Origin of the sequence: Streptomyces sp. NBC_00385 (assembly GCF_035917155.1) — a bacterium.
Taxonomy (GTDB): Bacteria; Actinomycetota; Actinomycetes; order Streptomycetales; family Streptomycetaceae; genus Streptomyces; species Streptomyces poriferorum.
On sequence record NZ_CP107951.1, the window covers coordinates 654025 to 671347 of the forward strand.

The window sequence follows — 17323 nt, forward strand, 5'->3', positions numbered from 1 at the left end:
CTGACCTGTGGGCCCCTTCTTGCTTCGCTACTCCGTCCCCACACTCGAGTCGGTCGTTCGGGGCGTGACGACCCAGTTGAATGCCGCGATCGCCGCTCCGCCCGACGTCAGGGCGAAGGTGTCGACCTCTTCGAAGATGACAGCCAGCGCGAGGTCGATGCCGTCCGCCTCTCCCGCGATGGTCCCGACGCTGCTGCGCCCCTTCCTGCCTCTGCCCTCACCACGGATGATGCTGATCTCCATCCCGGTGCGTCGCAGAACCGATCCTTTCTCGGCACCGGTCACCGTGTACGCGTACGCGCGCCCCTGAAAGGTCAACTGCAGTGCGCGCGCGCTGTTCCGGAAGGCACGCTCGTTGAAGGCGAGCTCAACGGGTACGCCGTCGATGAGCAGGCGTGCGTCCTTGAGGCCGGGGCGGGGCCTGCCGACCGCGCGATACAGGACCTCGGGCAACTTCTCACCGCGAACCCGGATCTCGGTGGAGTTGTCCACGGGTTTGTCCCGCCATTTCCCGCGCGGCGACGCCACAGCGATCTCACCGAAGGCGCCTGCGGTGCCGGCCCGCCCCTCCTCCTCCTTGGTGGAATACGGTTCGAGTTCGAAAGCGATTTCGGGTCGCACTGTCATGGCGGAAGAATACGGTTGCTCGACGACAGGGCGTTCCGTCGCGGACGTTCGCGGTTGCGGGCTGAGGGAACGACCGTCTCCTGCCCAACGGACAACAGCGGGCAGAAGCCGGATCATCCCCGCACCAGCAGCCTTCGGCCCCGTCGGGGGCCCGCCACCGCCCTCCCCTGGGGGATAACCCCCAGGAAGGTCGGGGGGAAACCGGTTCGTACGGACGACGCCGGGTCCGTAGGTTCTGGAGTGGAATAGGCGCACCGCTTCACACAGCCTTCGGAGGCCCCCTCGTGACCGCCCCTTCGCTCCAGCCGACGCGCTCGCTTCACCCGGCTCTGGGTGCCTTCGTGCGCTTTGTGATCTGCGGTGGCGGGGTCGGGGTTGCCTCCAGTGGTGTTCTGGTCCTCCTCCACGACCGGATGCCGCTGGTCCTCGCCAACGCTCTCGTCACCATCGTGTCCACCGTGATCGCGACCGAACTGCACAGCCGGGTCTCGTTCCGCAGTGAGTGCCGGGGGTGGCGCGTCCACCTTCAGTCGGGCCTGACCGTGGCGGTGAGTTACGCCTTCACGACCGGGGCCCTGTTCTGCCTGTACGCGGTCCGGTCCGAGCCTTCGGCGCTGGTTCAGCAGAGCGTCTACCTTTCCGCGTCGGCCATCGCCGGCGCCGGGCGGTTCGCGTTGCTGCGGGTCGTCGTCTTCGGGGAGCGCGCGGCGGGCAGGACGCGGAAGGCCTCGTTCGGCAAGGCGTCCGTGGCCATGGCTGCCTGAGCACGGTGCCTGTGATCCGTGGTCGTGCGGCTCCGTCGGCCCGCGTGTCCCCGGGCCGGGCGGCATCCCGGCCGCCCCGCGCACAGCACTTGCGCACGTCGGCACATGGCGTGTGGTGCGTGAAGGTTGGCTATCCTGACCAGCGTTCCAGGTCATCAGGGTGGGCCCCGTCGGCCGCCGGAGCGGGCCGAGCGCCCGTCGAGGGGAGAAGCACGTGCAGGGTCCAGCGGCGAGCCGGGGTTCGGTCAGGAAGGCCGAGCAGGCGTGGAGCCAGGCGATGGCCCTGATGCAGCGCGGGGACACCGCGGGCGCCGGCGCGCAGTTCGCAGTCGCCGCGACCCACGATCCCTCTGCCGCCGACGCGTGGCTGGGGCTGCACGCGACCGGTCAGCGGCAGGAGGAGTCGCTGGATGCCATGCTCCGGAGTTCGGGGAGCTTCGGCGCGTTGCGGACGAAGTACGGGCTGCCGCTGCGGTCCACGTTCCAGATCGGCCACTACGTCACCTTCCGTCTGGAGAACTCCCGCGACCTGTGGCTGGCGGCCATGTCGTCGCTGCTGGACAAGAAGCGCGTCGACGAGGCGTGGACAGGGCTCTCGACCGCCCAACTCGACTGTGACGAGACCCGGTTCGTCTGCACCCGATACGCGTTCGTCAAGGAGGACTGGGCCCTCGTGCTGAGGTTCGCGACCGGTATCGGTGACGCGTTCCTCTACGACGAGGCGCAGTTGTACGTCGGTGCGGCGCTGTTCGCCCAGGGCGTCCACCACGAGGCGCTGAACGTGCTGGCGCCGCTGCCGCGGAAGCTGGAGACGGGCAGCAGGTTCGACGCCGAGACCAAGTACTTCATGGGGCGTTCGCTGGAGGAGCTGGGGCGGCAGGAGGAGGCGCTCAAGCGGTATCAGTACGCCTTCCGTTGTGCGCCGGGACTCTTCGACGTGGATGTCCGCGCCCGGGCCCGGCCGGCTCCGGCCGCCTCTCCGGCCCCCAGGGCCGCCGACCTCGTTCCGCCGAGGCCGGCGCAGCCCGCCGCGCCCACGCCCACCGTCCCGGCCCCGGCCCCCGCACCGGACGGGGGCCCGACTCCTCCCGGGGGCACGGACAGCGCGCAGCCCGACGCCGAGGCGCGGGCCCGGCTGCTCGCCGAGGCGCAGAAGTCGCTCGACGGCATGATCGGCCTGGAGCCCGTGAAGCGCCAGGTACTCACGCTGATCGCCCAGTTGCGCATGGCCGCGCTCCGTGAGGAGCAGGGACTTCCCGGCGGGGCACGGCCCCGGCACTTCGTCTTCGCGGGGCCGCCCGGCACGGGCAAGACGACGGTCGCCCGCATCATCGGCAAGGTCTTCGCCGGGCTCGGGCTGCTGAGTTCGGGGCACGTCATCGAGGCCCAGCGCGTCGACCTGGTCGGGCAGCACCTCGGGTCCACGGCCATCAAGACCAGCAAGGTCATCGACTCGGCGCTGAACGGGGTGCTGTTCATCGACGAGGCGTACGCCCTGTCCAACAGCGGGTACAGCGGCGGCGACGCGTTCGGTGACGAGGCGTTGCAGGTGCTCCTGAAGCGGGCCGAGGACGACCGCGACCGGCTCGTGGTCGTGCTCGCCGGATACCGCGAGGAGATGGCGGGCCTGCTCGCCGCCAACCCCGGGCTCGTGTCCCGCTTCACCACGCGTGTCGACTTCCCGTCCTACTCCGCGCAGGAGCTGGTCCTCATCGCCCGCGCCGTCCTGGCCTCCCAGGGCGACGAACCGGATGAAGGGGCGGTCGAGGTCCTCGGGACGTTCTGCTCGGCGATCGTGGACGGCGGGATGGCCGACACGGTGGGCAACGCCCGCTTCGCGCGGGAGCTGTGCCAGAAGGCCTCCGCGCAACGGGATCTACGGCTGTACGCCACGCATGCCGACAGCACGCCGACCCGTGCGGAGATGGTGACCGTGCTCACCGAGGACGTGGTGGCCGCACACCAGGAGCTCATGGAGTCGCACGGGAACAGCGGGTCGTAGTCCGCGCGCCTGCCAGCCTGCCCGTGCGTCCTCAGGGCGCCGTGAAGTACGCCGGGAACCGGGGCCCGAGCCACGGCTTGCGGCCCCATGCGAAGACGCGTCCCCGGGCCATGGCACCCACCGGCGAGCTGCGGCCGAGCGCCATCAGCAGGAACGTGACCGGCTCGATGGAGATCGTGCAGTCCGGACGGTCCGGCAGCTCGTGGCCCACGGCCGCCGTGCCGTCGGTGAACGTCACGCCGAAACGGCCGCCGCCCCAGAGCCGTACCGCGTAGCGGACGTTCAGCCCTGCCGTGGTGGTGGCTTCGGTCACCCGCGGCATGGCCCTGACCATGAACGGGAGCGCCAGACGGACCCGGGCGGCGTCGACCATGTGCGGGCGCTTCAGCGCACGGGCCAGGTCGTAGCCGTGGCCCAGCATGTGCGTCAGGAGGTACGAGCCGAGGACCGCGCGGTTCATCGGCCCCATCGGTGTCATCAGCGTCTCGTCCGCGGGATGTCCGGTCACCGCGTCCAGGCAGGCGGCCGCCTGTGCCACGATCATCGCCGCCAGGGGTTCCGCCGCGCGCTCACCGAAGGCCGCGAGCGCCTCCTCGTTGGCCGCGGCGATGGTCTGCGGGCTGCCGTCGCCGTGGGACCGCGGGTGTCCGGCCGCCACGTCGGCCATCAGCGCGTTGGCCTGCGCGAGGTGGGCGGCGACCTCGCCCACCGTCCACGTCAGCCCCGGTACGGGAGCGCCGATGTCGGGAGCGGTGCGCAACAGCTCCGCGATCTCCTGGGCCGTCGTGCGTATCGCGCCGGCCAGTCCCTCGGGCAGCACTCCGCGCACTTCCTGTCCCGCCTTCGGCTCCACTGCGCCACCGTCCTTCCGGACGCCGCCCGCGCGTCCGCCGTCCACTCCGGTTACCTGCGGGTACACAAGAGCAGCTCGCCGGGCCTCCCGGCAAGAGGTCGACGCCCGCCGTTCGAACCCCTCTACGATCGGACGCGTGTGCGCACATGTGATCATCGCCGAGGACGACGCGAAACAGGCGGAGCTTCTCCGCCGCTACCTGGAACGGGAGGGGCATGCCGTCACCGTCGTCGGCGACGGCCTCGCGGCCCTCGACGCGGTCCGGCACCGGGAACCGGACCTGCTGGTCCTCGATGTGATGATGCCTCGTGCCGACGGTCTGGACGTGGTACGCGTCCTGCGCGCCGAGCTCCGGGAGCTGCCGGTGCTGATGCTGACGGCCCGCTCCACGGAGGACGATCTGCTGCTCGGCCTCGACCTCGGTGCGGACGACTACGTGACCAAGCCGTACAGCCCGCGCGAACTGATGGCCCGGGTCCGCACGCTCCTGCGCCGCAGCCGGCGCGCGTCGGACGCCGGCGAGAGCGCTCCGGTGGACGCGGCCGTCCTGACGGTCGGGACCCTCGTGGTCGATCCCACCCGGCACGTGGTGTCGGTCGGCGGCGAGGCGGTGGAATGCACTCCGGGTGAGTTCAGGATCCTCGCCGCCCTGGCGGCCGAGCCCGAGCGGGTCTTCACCCGCCAGCAACTGCTCGCCGAGCTGCACGGCTTCGACCGGTACATCAGCGACCGCACGGTCGATGTTCACGTCATGAACCTGCGGAAGAAGATCGAGCCCGCGCCGCGCCGGCCCACCCGGCTCCTCACCGTCTTCGGTGTCGGCTACAAGCTGACCGACCCGGCGAAGGCCGCGGCACGTGCGTCGTCGTAACGAGGTTCGCGCCCGGCGCGGAACGGGCGGAGCGGCGCCGGAGTCCGGGGCGTCGCGGGCGCGGCTGCCGTTGCGCAAGAGCCTCTTCGCCCGGCTGCTGGCCGTATCGGCGCTGGTGGCGGCGTGTTCGGTCGCCGCCACGGCCTGGCTCGCCGTTCAGACGACGTCCGGCGCGATCCTGAAGGAGCAGGGGCAGAACCTCACCGCCGACGCCCGGATCTACCACAGCCTGCTCGGCTACGCGGCGGCTCATCCCACCTGGGACGGTGTCGACGAGACCGTGCGCGACCTGGCCGAGCAGTCCGGCCGGCGGATCGCGCTGACCACCGAACAGCGCACGCCGCTCGCCGACTCGGCCGCCCCGGAGAAGGCCGCGGCACTGCCCGCCCAGGCGTCGGCGATCGTGGACCCGCTGTCGGTGGACACCGCGCTGGCCGCCGAGAACGCGGGCCCGGCCGGCACCCCGGCGGACCGGGTCGATCCGCGCGCGGTCGGGCCGTTCCGGCTGCCGGCCGCGGAACGTACGGCGTTGCGGCAGATCGCGGACCGGGGCGTGGCCTGCCTCAGCGAGGCCGGGATCGCCTCGGACGTCGTCCGGACCGAGAGCGGACGCCCGGTGATCCAGGTGGTGGGCAACGACCCGGAACGGATACAGGGAACCCGCTGCACCACCGAAGCCCTCGACGCCCCGACGGCTACGGAGAAACGGGCACTGAAGGCCCTCAACCAGCTGGCCGACGCCTGTCTGAAGCGCCAGGACCGCAGCGGCGTCCACCTGAAACTCGACCTCTCCTGGGGGCAGAGCGCGGAACCCGTACCCACGGCGGTCCCCACGATGCCGCCGACCGAGGCGCCCCGCACCGCCCCCGGCACCGAACCGGGAGCCGCGCCGATCGCCCCGCCGACCGAGACACCCAGCGTCATGCCGAGCCCCGCCCCCGCACCCGCCGTCGGCACCGGCGAGGACGACCGGGCCATCGCCTCCTGCGTGGGCACCGCGCGCCGGGAACAGCTCAGCTCGTACGTGGCCTCGCCCGCCCTGCTCTTCATCAGCGACACCGGCGGCACCACCGTCCCCGGTTTCGACCTCTCCCCGGCGAACACCGCCAGGATCGCCGGCGCGGCCGCCCTCGTCCTGGCCCTCACCGTCGGCGCCTCGGTACTCGTCGGCGCCCGGCTCGTCCGGCCCCTGCGCGCCCTGACAGGCGCCGCCCAGCGGATGCGTGACGGGGAGGACACCGCACCGGTACGGGTCGCCGCGGACAACGAGATCGGGCGGCTCGCCGCCACGTTCAACGACATGTCCGCCCACCGCGCACGGCTGGAATCCCAGCGCAGGGCCATGGTGAGCGACGTCGCCCATGAACTGCGCACCCCGCTCAGCAACATCCGCGGGTGGCTGGAGGCGGCGCAGGACGGGGTGGCCGATCCGGACCCGGCGTTCATCGCCTCCCTGCACGAGGAGGCCGTGCAGTTGCAGCACATCATCGACGACCTCCAGGACCTCGCCCAGGCCGACGCGGGCGCCCTGCGGCTGCACGCGGAGCCGGTACGGATCGAGGAACTGCTGGGCCAGGTCGCCGCCGCGCACCAGGCCCGCGCCGAGACGGCCGGGGTGACCCTCACCGTGCCGCCGTCACCCCCGGACCGCCCCGTGCCTGGACTGACGGCCGATCCGGTCCGGCTCCGCCAGGCCATCGGCAACCTGGTGTCGAACGCGGTGCGCCACACCCCGGCCGGCGGTCGGGTGACACTGCGCGCGTACGGCTCCGCGTCGGGCGACGCGGTCCTCGTCGACGTGTCGGACACGGGCACCGGCATCCCCGCCGAGGACCTCGTCCATGTCTTCGACCGCTTCTGGCGCGGTGAGAAGTCCCGCAGCCGTCGCACGGGCGGCAGCGGGCTCGGGCTGGCGATCGTACGGAAACTGACGGAGGCTCACGGCGGGACGGCGACGGCGGCCAGCGTTCCGGGTGAGGGCTCGGTGTTCACCCTGCGCCTTCCGGCCGACCGATCGAAGGACGCCCCCGTGGCCGGATCCGCGGACGGTCCCGGGCAGCCCTGATGCGATGACCACAGCGTCCTGACAGCTTCTTCATAACTTCGCGCCAGCCTGTCGGCACGCCTCGCGCCGCGGTGCGCCCCGCACCGCGGCGCCGTCGAGGCCGACCTGGAACGGAGCCATGTTCATGCCCCTGCGTACGTCTCTGCGTACCGCCGTCCTCACCGCTGTCGCGGTCGGCGCGGTCTGTGTGCCCGCCACCTCGGCGTTCGCCGACTCCTCAGCCAAGCCCACGGCCACGCCGTCGGTCGTGCCCGCGTCGCCGAGTTCCGAGCCCTCCGCCGCCCCGACCCGGGCACCTTCCGCCGCCACCCCGTCCGTGCTGCCGCGGGGTGGCGTGGCCGCGGGCGACAAGCCCACACCGGCCCCGGCCGCACCGACGGCCGTGCCTTCGGAGGCCCCGTCCGTCGCCCCCCGGGGCGGAGTCGCCGCTGGTGAGGAACCGTCCGGTGCGTCGGGCGACAACACCGCCACCGTCATGGGGTCCGCCGTGGCCGCCCTGCTGATCGGCGGCGCCGGAACGATCGTTCTGCGCCGCCGCCACGCCGGCCGCAGCAACGGCTGACCACGCCCCGCAGCCGAACAGACCGCAGTGGCGCCGCCCTTCACCCGGGCGGCGCCACTGCCGTCGTCGCCCGACCGAATCAGGAGCCCTCTCCCCCATGTCCCGTACCACCCCGTCCCTGGTCCGCGCCTGTCTGGTGCTCACCGCGCTGACGGCACTCACCGCCCTGACCGGCTGCTCCGACGCCTCACCGTCGAAGTCTCCGGCCGCCGCCGCGCCGACGACCTCCACGGCCGTCACCCCTGACGCCGGAGCCCAGGCCGCGACCGGAAGTCCGGCAAAGCCCGCTGTCCAGGCGCCGGTTCACGTCTCCATCCCCTCCCTCGGAGTGGACAGCGACATCATGCGCCTCGGCCTGAACACCGATGGCACGGTCGAAGTGCCGCCCGCCGAGAAGGGCATGACGGTCGGCTGGTACACCGGCGGCCCGGTGCCCGGCGAACAGGGGCCCGCCGTGCTCATCGGCCACAACGACACCCGCTTCGGCCGGGCCGTCTTCCACGACCTGAAGAAGATCACCAAGGGGGCGGACATCACCGTCCGGGACGCGAAGGGCGCCGAAGTCCACTTCGAGGTCACCGGCCACGAGACGGCGAGCAAGACCGCGTTCCCGACCAGCCGGGTCTACGGACCGACCGACGACCGGGCCCTGCGCCTGGTCACCTGTGACGGCGCGTTCGACGCGCAGGGGCATCCCGTCGACAACCTGATCGTGTACGCCACGAGGAAGTGACAGGTATCAGGACGGCCGACGCGCGCCCTGCCAACGGCGTACGCCAGCCTGCACCGCATGTCTCGGACGACACTGCCCTGGCCCGCTGACATCTCCGCGTTGCTCCCGCAGTCGGCGCCACCCACCCCCACCGCCATGCGGGGTGCACCCGCGGCCGGGCGAACCGACGACCGTCGGCAGTTGCGTCGGAGTCCGCCGCTCTGCCCGCGGACGAGCCTCTGCCCTGTCTGATCCGACCAAGCAGGCACTTGGCTCGTCGGCTACTGACAGCATGATCCGCGAAGCTGCGCCGCACTCTGACCCTCGAGCCCGGAACCGACTCCCACACACATCTGCGGTCTCCGGGCCGGAGCTCCCGCCGGGAGACTCCTCACCCGTGCGACAGGCGTCAGTTGCTGCGGTCGGGCGGTTGCACTTCACCGGGCTCCAGCGCGCCGCTGCCCAGCCCTTCCCTGGCGACCTGCGCCATGCGGCGCGCTGTTTCGGTGAGGCGCGACGTCTGGGCTTCCACTTCTCTGAGCGCTCGGAAGACGGAGCCGTAGCGGCGCTGCACAACGGGTTCACGCTGCGGGATACGAGCGCTCTTGGGGTCGGGACGGTAGGTGCCGCTCTGGGATGTGGAGCGTCGGACATGGGGACCGGAGCTGAGGAAGCCATCCAGGTAGTCGGGGTCGATCTGGTCCCCAGTGGCCCGGACAACTCCCGCGCCGATGTCCACGAGGCCTGCGCGGGCCAGGTCGGCGACGCTGACGGTGGCACCGTCCCACAGATCGGTGCCGTCGCCCGCGCGCAGAACGGGAAGCAGCGATTCGAGAGCCGCGAGCGCCGCGGTGAGTTCGGCGCGAGCCCTCTCGTATTCGGCGACCATGTCGCGCCGGATCACGGGCATGTGCAGCGCGGGGGTGAGGTCGACATCGTCATCGAGAAGATCGATGAGGGGAACCTCGGCGGTCTGGGCGTCCTCCGGGACAAGGGTGCCGTCGGGGTCGTTGGAGGTGAGGTCGACCATCGTCACGGTGCCCGGTCTCGCGTCCGTGTCATCGGGGCGGCGCAGGAGCCATAGGTGCACCGGGAGGGCGTGCGAGGAGGCAACGCCGCCGGGCAGGGCGACAATCTTGCGGATGACGCCACGACGGACCAGTTCAGCGCGGATACGCCGGCCTGCCTTGCGATAGGCGACGGAGGCAGGCATGACCACAAGCAGGTGGCCGCCGTGAGCGGTGTGCGCGTATGCATGCTGCAACCAGGCGAGCTCGCCCTCTGCGCGGGAGGGAGTCCCGAACTCCCATCGAGGGTCCAGCAGGAGCTCTTCGCGACCCCAGTCGGTGACGGCGGCCGGCGGGTCACAGACGACCAGGTCAGCCGCAAGACCGGGAAAGCTGTCTGCACGCAGTGCGTCGCCGTGTGCGATGCGGATGTCTTCGCGGCCGGTGAGCGCGGAGCGCACGCGTGCGATACGGACACAGTCCTCATCGGCGTCCTGGCCGACGCGGATGAGACCGCGGGCAGGGCGGAGTCCGAAAAGAAGGGTCCCGATACCGCAAGCGGGATCGAAGACGGTCTGTCCGCGGCGCAAGTCGGGGGCGAAGTGCGTAACAGCTCGAACGATCCGCGGTGACGTGACGAGGTCGGAGCCGGAGCGACGGGCGGAGTCGGTCAGCCTGGCCACGAGTGCTTCGACAGCCACCGCCGACCCGGCGTCTTCGGCGAGCCGGTCCAGCAGATTCCGGAGGGAGACACCGGCCGGTTCACGCAGAGGCGGGCCAACCGGTTCAGTGACTGTCTCGGCAGCCACGCGTGCCGCGTCACCGGCAAGGTGCTCCACGGCAGCCGCGACAGCCGCGCCGGTGGCGTCACCGTACGCGGCGCGCAGCGCTTGCCAGGTCTGGACTTCGAGGGAGACTTCCTGGCTCTTGTCGCGGCCGTCGAGCCACTTCTGGACCGCGTCCCACACGAAGAGGGGGCTGGAGGCGCTACCGCCGACGGCTGGAGGAAAGTCCTCGTAGCGGCGACGCCAGTTGGAGACGGCTGCGCGAGTCACGCCGGCGAGGCGGGCGATCTCGGCACCGGTGACAAGCGCCGCCGAAGCCCCGGCAGGCTGATCCGGGCTGGGTTTGACGGTGTCCGGCATAGGCGCCACCGTACACGGCACCTCCCCCCTACACAGACCCACAAGCACACGTTGACACAACTCACACACATCTCGATTCGCGGGACCGTGCCAGCCGAGTAGGACACCGCACCACCTCAGCCGCATGGAAACCGCGCGACCTCGGCTCCAGTCTCGCCGACGCTCCCGGATGGCCGAGCCACAGCCCTTCCGCACCACCCCGGACACCGACTGCAATACGTTGGCGACGTCAACATGAACATCCCACCCCTGTTACGCCCAAGTGGGTGTACTCTTACTCGCCGGGGCGCTCGCACCACGCGCACCCACCCCTCCACCAGTCGGATGACGCAAGGGAGTGCCAGTGGACCTGCAGACGGTGGCCGGGCGGTTCCGGATCACAGGGGCCGTCGGTCGCGGGAATATGGGGCAGGTGCACCGGGCCCTCGATCTGCAAGCGCCCGAGAACGCGACAGACCGCGAGGTCGCTCTCAAGACCATCCTGCGCAGCCGGACAGGCTTGGCGATCGACACCGCGCAGGACGGACACGCGGTCGAACGTTTCCGCCGCGAGGTGGACATCATGCGCCGCCTTTCCCCGCGTCACCCGAATCTCACCCGCCTCATCGACGGTGGTGTCGACACCACCGTCGCTCAGGGCGGCAGTGGCCTGCCCTACTTGGCCATGGAGCTTCTCGACGGCCATCCCCTGACTGAGTTGATTGACGAGGAGCCGCAGCTCCCCGTCTCCTGGGCTGCGGCCCTCGCCGCGCAGATCGCCGGCGGCCTCGCCTCGGCACACAGCGCCGGCATCGTCCATCGCGACCTCAAGCCCGCGAACCTCATGCTCACCCGCGACGGCACTGTCAAGATCCTCGACTTCGGCATGGGCCGGGTGGTCGACGACGCCGACCAGACCCGCCTCACCAGCACCGGTGTCGCCGTGGGCACCGCCCGCTACATGGCCCCCGAACAGTTCCGCGCCGAGCTCGTCACCGCCTCCGCCGATCTGTACGCGCTCGGTTGCGTCCTGTACGAACTGCTCATCGGTAAGCCGCCGTTCAACGCCAAGGTCGCCTTCGACCTCTCCGAGCAGCACCAGACCCTCAAGCCCCCGTCCCTTACCGTGGTCCGACCCGACCTGCCCGACGAGCTCGTCCTGCTGGTCAACCGGCTCCTTGAGAAGGACGCGGCGAACCGTCCTTCGAGCGCCACCCAGGTCCGCGAGGTCCTCGTCCCGATCGCCCTCGCTCCCGACGACAGTGCCGCTCTGCTCGCCCCCGAGTGGGCGGCGATGGACCCGGCGTCGCGGCTGCGCGAGGAGTTCCCCGCACCGTCGGCCCCTGTGCCCGTCCCGGTGCCGCGTCGCGCGCCCCGCGTCCCGGACGCGATGGATGTCTTCGGTATCCACCGTGAACTGATCGACGAGTACGAGCGGTTCACCAAGGGCGCCACCGTCGTACGCGACGGCCGGATCAGCGGCTTCATCGAGGACGACCTGGCGGGCAAGTCCCAGTGGCCCGACCCCTGGCTTTCACTCAACCCGTTCTTCGATGACGGCGGCAACGTCCAGGACCTGGTCCGCGACGGTGTCCTTCACCAGAGGTGCGCCGAGATCTTCCAGGCCGGCAAGAAGGAGGACGCCCGCCGCCCCAGCGGCCGGCCGCTCACCTTCCACCGGCACCAGCGCGAGGCGATCGACGCCGCGCAGGCGGGCGACTCGTACGTGCTCACCACCGGAACGGGCTCCGGCAAGTCGCTCGCCTACATCGTCCCGATCGTCGACCAGGTCCTCAAGGAACGCGAGACGGAGGGCCCCGGCGCGCCCGGCCGGGTGCGGGCCATCATCGTCTACCCGATGAACGCGCTGGCCAACTCGCAGCTCAAGGAGTTGGAGAAGTACCTGCGGCACGGTTTCGGCGCCGGCCGCGAGCCCGTCACCTTCGCCCGCTACACGGGCCAGGAGAGCGACGAGCAGCGGCGCGAGCTCCGCAAGAACCCGCCGGACATCCTGCTCACCAACTACGTGATGCTGGAGTTGATGCTCACCCGGCCCGACGACCGGGCGAGCCTGATCCGGATGGCCGACGGTCTGCAGTTCCTGGTCTTCGACGAACTGCACACCTACCGCGGCCGCCAGGGCGCGGACGTCGCCCTGCTGATCCGCCGGGTCCGCGAGGCATGCCGGGCGGCGGACACCCTTCAGTGCATCGGTACGTCCGCGACGATGTCGACCGAGGGCACCTGGCCGGACCAGCAGCGTGAGGTCGCCAAGGTCGCGGGCCGGCTCTTCGGCACCACGGTGCTGCCCCGGCGCGTCATCGGCGAGACGCTGGTACGCGCCACCGATGAGGCACCGGACCGGGTTCCGGCCGACCGGCTTCGCGCGGCAGCCGCGCCGCTGTCGTACCAGGCGCTCACCAAGGACCCGCTGGCCCGCTGGCTGGAGTCGCGGTTCGGCCTGGAGCGTGAGCCCGGGACGGGGCGTCTGCGGCGTTGTCCGCCCGGCACGATCGAGCAGGCGGCGGAAGACCTCGCCGCGGAGTCCGGCGTAGCGGCGGAAGTGGTCGGCGAGGCGATCCGCGCCACACTGGAAGCCGGGTCACAGGCCAAACACCCGGTGACCGAGCGGCCGTTGTTCGCGTTCCGGCTGCACCAGTTCCTCTCCAAGGGCGACACGGTCTACACGACGCTCCAGGATCCGCTGACCCGCCCACTGACCCGTACCTACCAGCTGGAGCAGCCCGACAGCGACGGCAAGCCGCTCTTCCCGCTGGCGTTCTGTCGCGAGTGCGGCCAGGAGTACGTCACCGTGTGGCGTACCGACGAGAACGGAACGTTCCGCTACGAGCCGCGCCGTGACACCTCCGGGTCCGGCGGCCGCGAGGGCGAGGGCTACCTGTACGTCGGCACGCCCGGCGAGCACTACGAGTGGCCGGCCGATCCGCAGCAGGCCATTCAGGACCGGAGGCTGCCGGAATCCTGGCTGGAGCCGGACGGCCAGGGTGTGAACGCCGTCAAGAAGACCTACCGGCCGCGCGTGCCCAAGCGCGTCGTGGTGGACGCGTTCGGGCACGAGTCCGGTGAGGGTCTGATCGCCGCGTTCATCCCGGCGCCGTTCCTGTTCTGCCTGCACTGCCAGATCTCCTACGAGCAGACGCGCGGCCGGGACTTCGCCAAGCTCGCCACACTCGACCAGGAGGGCCGTTCGTCGGCCACCTCCGTCGTGTCGGCGTCGATCGTGAAGTCACTGCGCTCGGTCCCCGAGGACGTGCTGTCCAAGGAGGCCCGCAAGCTCCTCACGTTCGTGGACAACCGGCAGGACGCCTCCTTGCAGGCCGGACACTTCAACGACTTCGCCCAGGTGACGCAGTTGCGCAGCGCCCTGCGCCAGGCCGCGCTGCTGGCCGGTGAGGAAGGGCTGCGCCATGACGACCTCACCCAGGCCGTCACCGAGGTCATGAATCTCAGGCCCCGCGAGTACACCGGCAACGCGGGCATGGCCCCCGGCCTGGAGCGCCGCGCCACCAAGGTGTTCCGGGACGTCGTCGGCTACCGCCTCTACCGCGACCTCGAGCGCGGCTGGCGCATCACCATGCCGAACCTGGAACAGTCCGGCCTGCTCCGCATCGGCTACGAGGACCTCGACTGGCTGGCGGAGCAGCAGGACCGCTGGCAGTCCACGCATCTCGCGCTGCGCGACGCCGAGCCGGCGTTGCGCTTCGAGGTGGCCCACGCGCTCCTGGACCACATGCGCCGCCACCTCGCCATCGACGTGCAGTACTTCCGCGACGACTTCGACGCCCTTCAGCGCGCCAGCGAGGAGCGGCTCGTCGACCCCTGGGTACTGTCCGAGGGCGACAAGCCGCAGGTCGGCACCGCCTACCCCTACGCCTCCAAGCCCGGCATGGAGCGCTCCGCGCTGTTCCTGTCCGCCCGCGGCAAGTTCGGCAAGTACCTCAAGCGCACGGCGGCCGCGTTCCGGGACCTGAGCCTGGACGACGTCCAGACGGTCATCGACGACCTTCTGAAGGTCCTGCGGGAGGCTGATCTGGTGCACGAGGTGCAGGCGGGACCGGAGCAGTCCGGCCCTGTGTACCGCCGTCGCCAGGCGGAGCAGCGCACCGGCTTCCGGGTCTCTGCCGCGTCCCTGATCTGGAAGGCGGGTACGGGCGAGAGCGGAGCGCACGACCCGCTGACTCGGACGTACCACAGCGGTGAGGGCCCGCGCGTGAACCCGTTCTTCCGCCGCCTCTACCAGGACGCCGCCTCGGAGCTGGCCGGCCTGTACGCCCGTGAGCACACCGCACAGGTGTCGCCCGAGGACCGTGAACGGCGCGAGGAGGAGTTCCGCTCAGCCGAACTTCCCTTGCTGTACTGCTCGCCGACGATGGAACTGGGCGTGGACATCTCCTCGCTCAACGCCGTCATGATGCGCAACGTGCCGCCCACTCCGGCCAATTACGCCCAGCGCTCCGGACGCGCCGGCCGGTCGGGGCAGCCCGCGCTCGTCACCACGTACTGCGCCACGGGCAACAGCCACGACCAGTACTACTTCCGCCGCTCCCGGGACATGGTGGCCGGGCAGGTCGCCCCGCCCCGCCTGGACCTCGCCAACGAGGACCTGGTCCGCTCGCATCTGCAGGGCATCTGGCTCGCCGAGACGGGCATGAAGCTGGGCCGTGCCGTCCCCGACGTCGTCGACGTCGCGTACGACCCGGACGGCGAGGAGCGCCCGGACCCGGACATGCCACTGCCGCTCCTGTCCGACATCCGTGACCGGTCGCTGGACGAGGACGCGCGACGTCGTGCGGTCGCGGCCGCACGCACCGCCCTGGGGCCGCTGATCCCCGACTTCGCCGACACCACCTGGTGGTACGACGAGTGGATCGAGGACCAGGTCGCCAAGGCTTCCGAGGCGTTCGACGCGGCGTTCGACCGGTGGCGGCAGCTGTTCCGCGCCGCCGTCCTGGACCAGTACGAGCAGAACCGGCGGGTCGTCGACCACACCCTCAGCCAGGGCGAGCAGGGGCGCGCCCGGTCCCGCAGGCGCGAGGCGGAGACCCAGACCGCGCTGCTGCTCAACCGCTCGTCGGACTCCAAGTCGGTGATGAGCGACTTCAACCCGTACCGCTATCTGGCTTCCGAGGGATTCCTGCCCGGCTACAGCTTCCCGCGTCTGCCGCTGGCCGCCTACATTCCGCGCTCCGGCAACCGCCGCAACGCGGACGGCGACTATCTGCAGCGTCCCCGCTTCCTCGCCATCCGCGAGTTCGGCCCCGGCGCGCTGATCTACCACGAGGGCGCCCGCTACCAGGTCACCCGCGTACAGCTGCCCCCGGACGCCTCGGGCGACCTGGCAACGGCCGAGGCCAAGCGCTGCGACCACTGCGGCTACCACTACGAGGGGTCCGCGGGCGCCGACGTCTGCGACATGTGCAAGGAGCCTCTGACCGGCCGGCGCACCAACCTGCTGCATCTCCACACCGTGTTCACCACACCGCGGGAGCGGATCTCCTCGGACGAGGAGGAGCGGCGCAGGGCCGGCTTCCGCCTGGAGACCTCGTACGCCTTCCAGGACCACGGCACACGCAAGGGCCGCCTCACCTCGCACGTCACCGATGCGGAGGCCGCACCGGTCCTCGACCTCGACTACGGCGACTCCGCGACCGTCCGCATCACCAACCTGGGCCGGGTCCGCGACAAGCAGGGCGAGCCGGACGGCTACTGGCTCGACCTCAGCGACGGCCGCTGGCTCAACGACAAGGCCGCCGCCGAGGCCATCGAGGGCACCGGCATGCCGGTCGTCGACGAGGACGGCAACGAGAAGCGCCGCAAGAAGCGCGTCCTGCCGTACGTGGAGGACCGGCGCAACATCCTGGTCGTCACGCTCGACGAGCCGCAGCCCGAGCCGGTCGCCCTGTCGTTCATGTACGCCCTGGAGCGCGGCATCGAGGCCGCCTTCGAGCTGGAGGACGCCGAGCTGACGGCGGAGCTCCTGCCACCGGACGACGGTCCGCGCCGCCGTGTCCTGTTCACGGAGGCCGCGGAGGGCGGGGCGGGCGTGCTGCGCCGCATCCAGCACGACAAGCGGGCGCTCGCCAAGGCCGCCCGCACCGCCCTGGAGATCTGTCACTTCGACCCGGCCGACGGCGCCGACGGCACAGACCTCGGAGGCCCGAGCAGCGACGAGAAGTGTGCTCGGGGCTGCTACGAGTGCCTGCTCACCTACGGAAACCAGGGCGTCCACCGGCAGCTGAGCCGCCATGCGGCGCGCCCGTTGCTGCTGCGCCTGGCGAGCGCGACAACCCTCAAGGAGGACCGGGGCGAGTCGCGCACCGAGCAGTTCCAGCGGCTCGCGGCGCAGACTCCGGGGAAGATCTCCGTCGTCAGCCCGTTGGAGTCGGACCTGGCCGCGCTCGTCGAGACCGGTGACCTCCTCGGCTGGCTCAAGGCGAAGGGATACCGGCTGCCGGACGAATCGGGCACACTCGTCCCGGAGGCCGCTGCCAAGCCTGACTTCGTCTTCCGCCTGGCCGGTGCGAACGTGGCGGTGTTCGTGGACACCCCTTCGCACGGCGAGGATCCGTCCCGGGACGGTGACGCCGTGGAACGCCTCGAAGACGCCGGCTGGGAAGTGCTGCACTTCGTCCCCGGGACGGACTGGGACACCATCACGGACGCCAACGCCGGCTATTTCCAGACCCGTTGACCTCACCTGCTCCGCACCCTCCGT

Annotated in this window: 10 protein-coding genes; 7 read left to right on the top strand and 3 right to left on the bottom strand. The window is 71.1% G+C overall.

Annotation, left to right across the window (positions count from 1 at the left end):
- Window positions 1–27 precede the first annotated feature (27 nt).
- Window positions 28–627 (bottom strand): hypothetical protein, encoded by a 600-nt coding sequence (locus OG959_RS02930; protein ID WP_326656391.1) that lies wholly within the window; start codon window positions 625–627, stop codon window positions 28–30.
- A 284-nt stretch (window positions 628–911) separates the two neighbouring features.
- Between OG959_RS02930 and OG959_RS02935 the strand changes: the two genes are divergently transcribed.
- Both OG959_RS02935 and OG959_RS02940 read left to right on the top strand, forming a co-directional pair.
- Complete coding sequence (locus OG959_RS02935; protein ID WP_326656392.1) at window positions 912–1391, top strand: hypothetical protein; 480 nt, start codon at window positions 912–914, stop codon at window positions 1389–1391.
- 214 nt (window positions 1392–1605) lie between these two features.
- On the top strand, window positions 1606–3393 hold the full coding sequence (locus OG959_RS02940; RefSeq protein WP_326656393.1) for an AAA family ATPase: 1788 nt from the start codon (window positions 1606–1608) through the stop codon (window positions 3391–3393).
- A gap of 31 nt (window positions 3394–3424) precedes the next feature.
- Here OG959_RS02940 and OG959_RS02945 read toward each other — a convergent pair whose 3' ends face one another.
- Complete coding sequence (locus OG959_RS02945; RefSeq protein ID WP_326656394.1) at window positions 3425–4246, bottom strand: maleylpyruvate isomerase family mycothiol-dependent enzyme; 822 nt, start codon at window positions 4244–4246, stop codon at window positions 3425–3427.
- 136 nt (window positions 4247–4382) lie between these two features.
- Here OG959_RS02945 and OG959_RS02950 point away from each other — a divergent pair, with 136 nt between their 5' ends.
- The 4 genes from OG959_RS02950 to OG959_RS02965 all read left to right on the top strand — a co-directional run bounded on the left by OG959_RS02950 (window position 4383) and on the right by OG959_RS02965 (window position 8477).
- Entirely contained in the window at window positions 4383–5117 is a 735-nt protein-coding gene (locus tag OG959_RS02950) for a response regulator transcription factor (RefSeq protein WP_326656395.1), read from the top strand.
- Entirely contained in the window at window positions 5104–7182 is a 2079-nt protein-coding gene (locus tag OG959_RS02955; RefSeq protein WP_442805529.1) for an ATP-binding protein, read from the top strand. The genes OG959_RS02950 and OG959_RS02955 overlap by 14 nt, the downstream gene beginning before the upstream one ends.
- 124 nt (window positions 7183–7306) lie before the next feature.
- Window positions 7307–7744 carry a sortase-dependent protein gene (locus OG959_RS02960; protein WP_326656396.1) on the top strand — a complete coding sequence of 146 codons (438 nt, stop codon included), beginning with the start codon at window positions 7307–7309 and terminating at the stop codon, window positions 7742–7744.
- A 97-nt stretch (window positions 7745–7841) separates the two neighbouring features.
- Window positions 7842–8477, top strand: a complete 636-nt coding sequence (locus OG959_RS02965) for a class F sortase (protein WP_326656397.1) — start codon at window positions 7842–7844, stop codon at window positions 8475–8477.
- Between the two features lie 388 nt (window positions 8478–8865).
- Here OG959_RS02965 and OG959_RS02970 read toward each other — a convergent pair whose 3' ends face one another.
- On the bottom strand, window positions 8866–10608 hold the full coding sequence (locus OG959_RS02970; RefSeq protein ID WP_326656398.1) for an N-6 DNA methylase: 1743 nt from the start codon (window positions 10606–10608) through the stop codon (window positions 8866–8868).
- A 343-nt stretch (window positions 10609–10951) separates the two neighbouring features.
- On the opposite strand from OG959_RS02970, the gene OG959_RS02975 reads away from it, so the two are divergent.
- Window positions 10952–17299 (top strand): protein kinase domain-containing protein, encoded by a 6348-nt coding sequence (locus tag OG959_RS02975; RefSeq protein WP_326656399.1) that lies wholly within the window; start codon window positions 10952–10954, stop codon window positions 17297–17299.
- The last annotated feature ends 24 nt before the right edge of the window (window positions 17300–17323 follow it).

What these genes read in the sequence shown, in the direction of transcription:
- OG959_RS02930 (WP_326656391.1), bottom strand. Translation starts at nt 627, where the DNA reads ATGACAGTGCGACCCGAAATCGCTTTCGAACTCGAACCGTATTCCACC.
- OG959_RS02960 (WP_326656396.1), top strand. Translation starts at nt 7,307, where the DNA reads ATGCCCCTGCGTACGTCTCTGCGTACCGCCGTCCTCACCGCTGTCGCG.
- OG959_RS02965 (WP_326656397.1), top strand. Translation starts at nt 7,842, where the DNA reads ATGTCCCGTACCACCCCGTCCCTGGTCCGCGCCTGTCTGGTGCTCACC.
- OG959_RS02970 (WP_326656398.1), bottom strand. Translation starts at nt 10,608, where the DNA reads ATGCCGGACACCGTCAAACCCAGCCCGGATCAGCCTGCCGGGGCTTCG.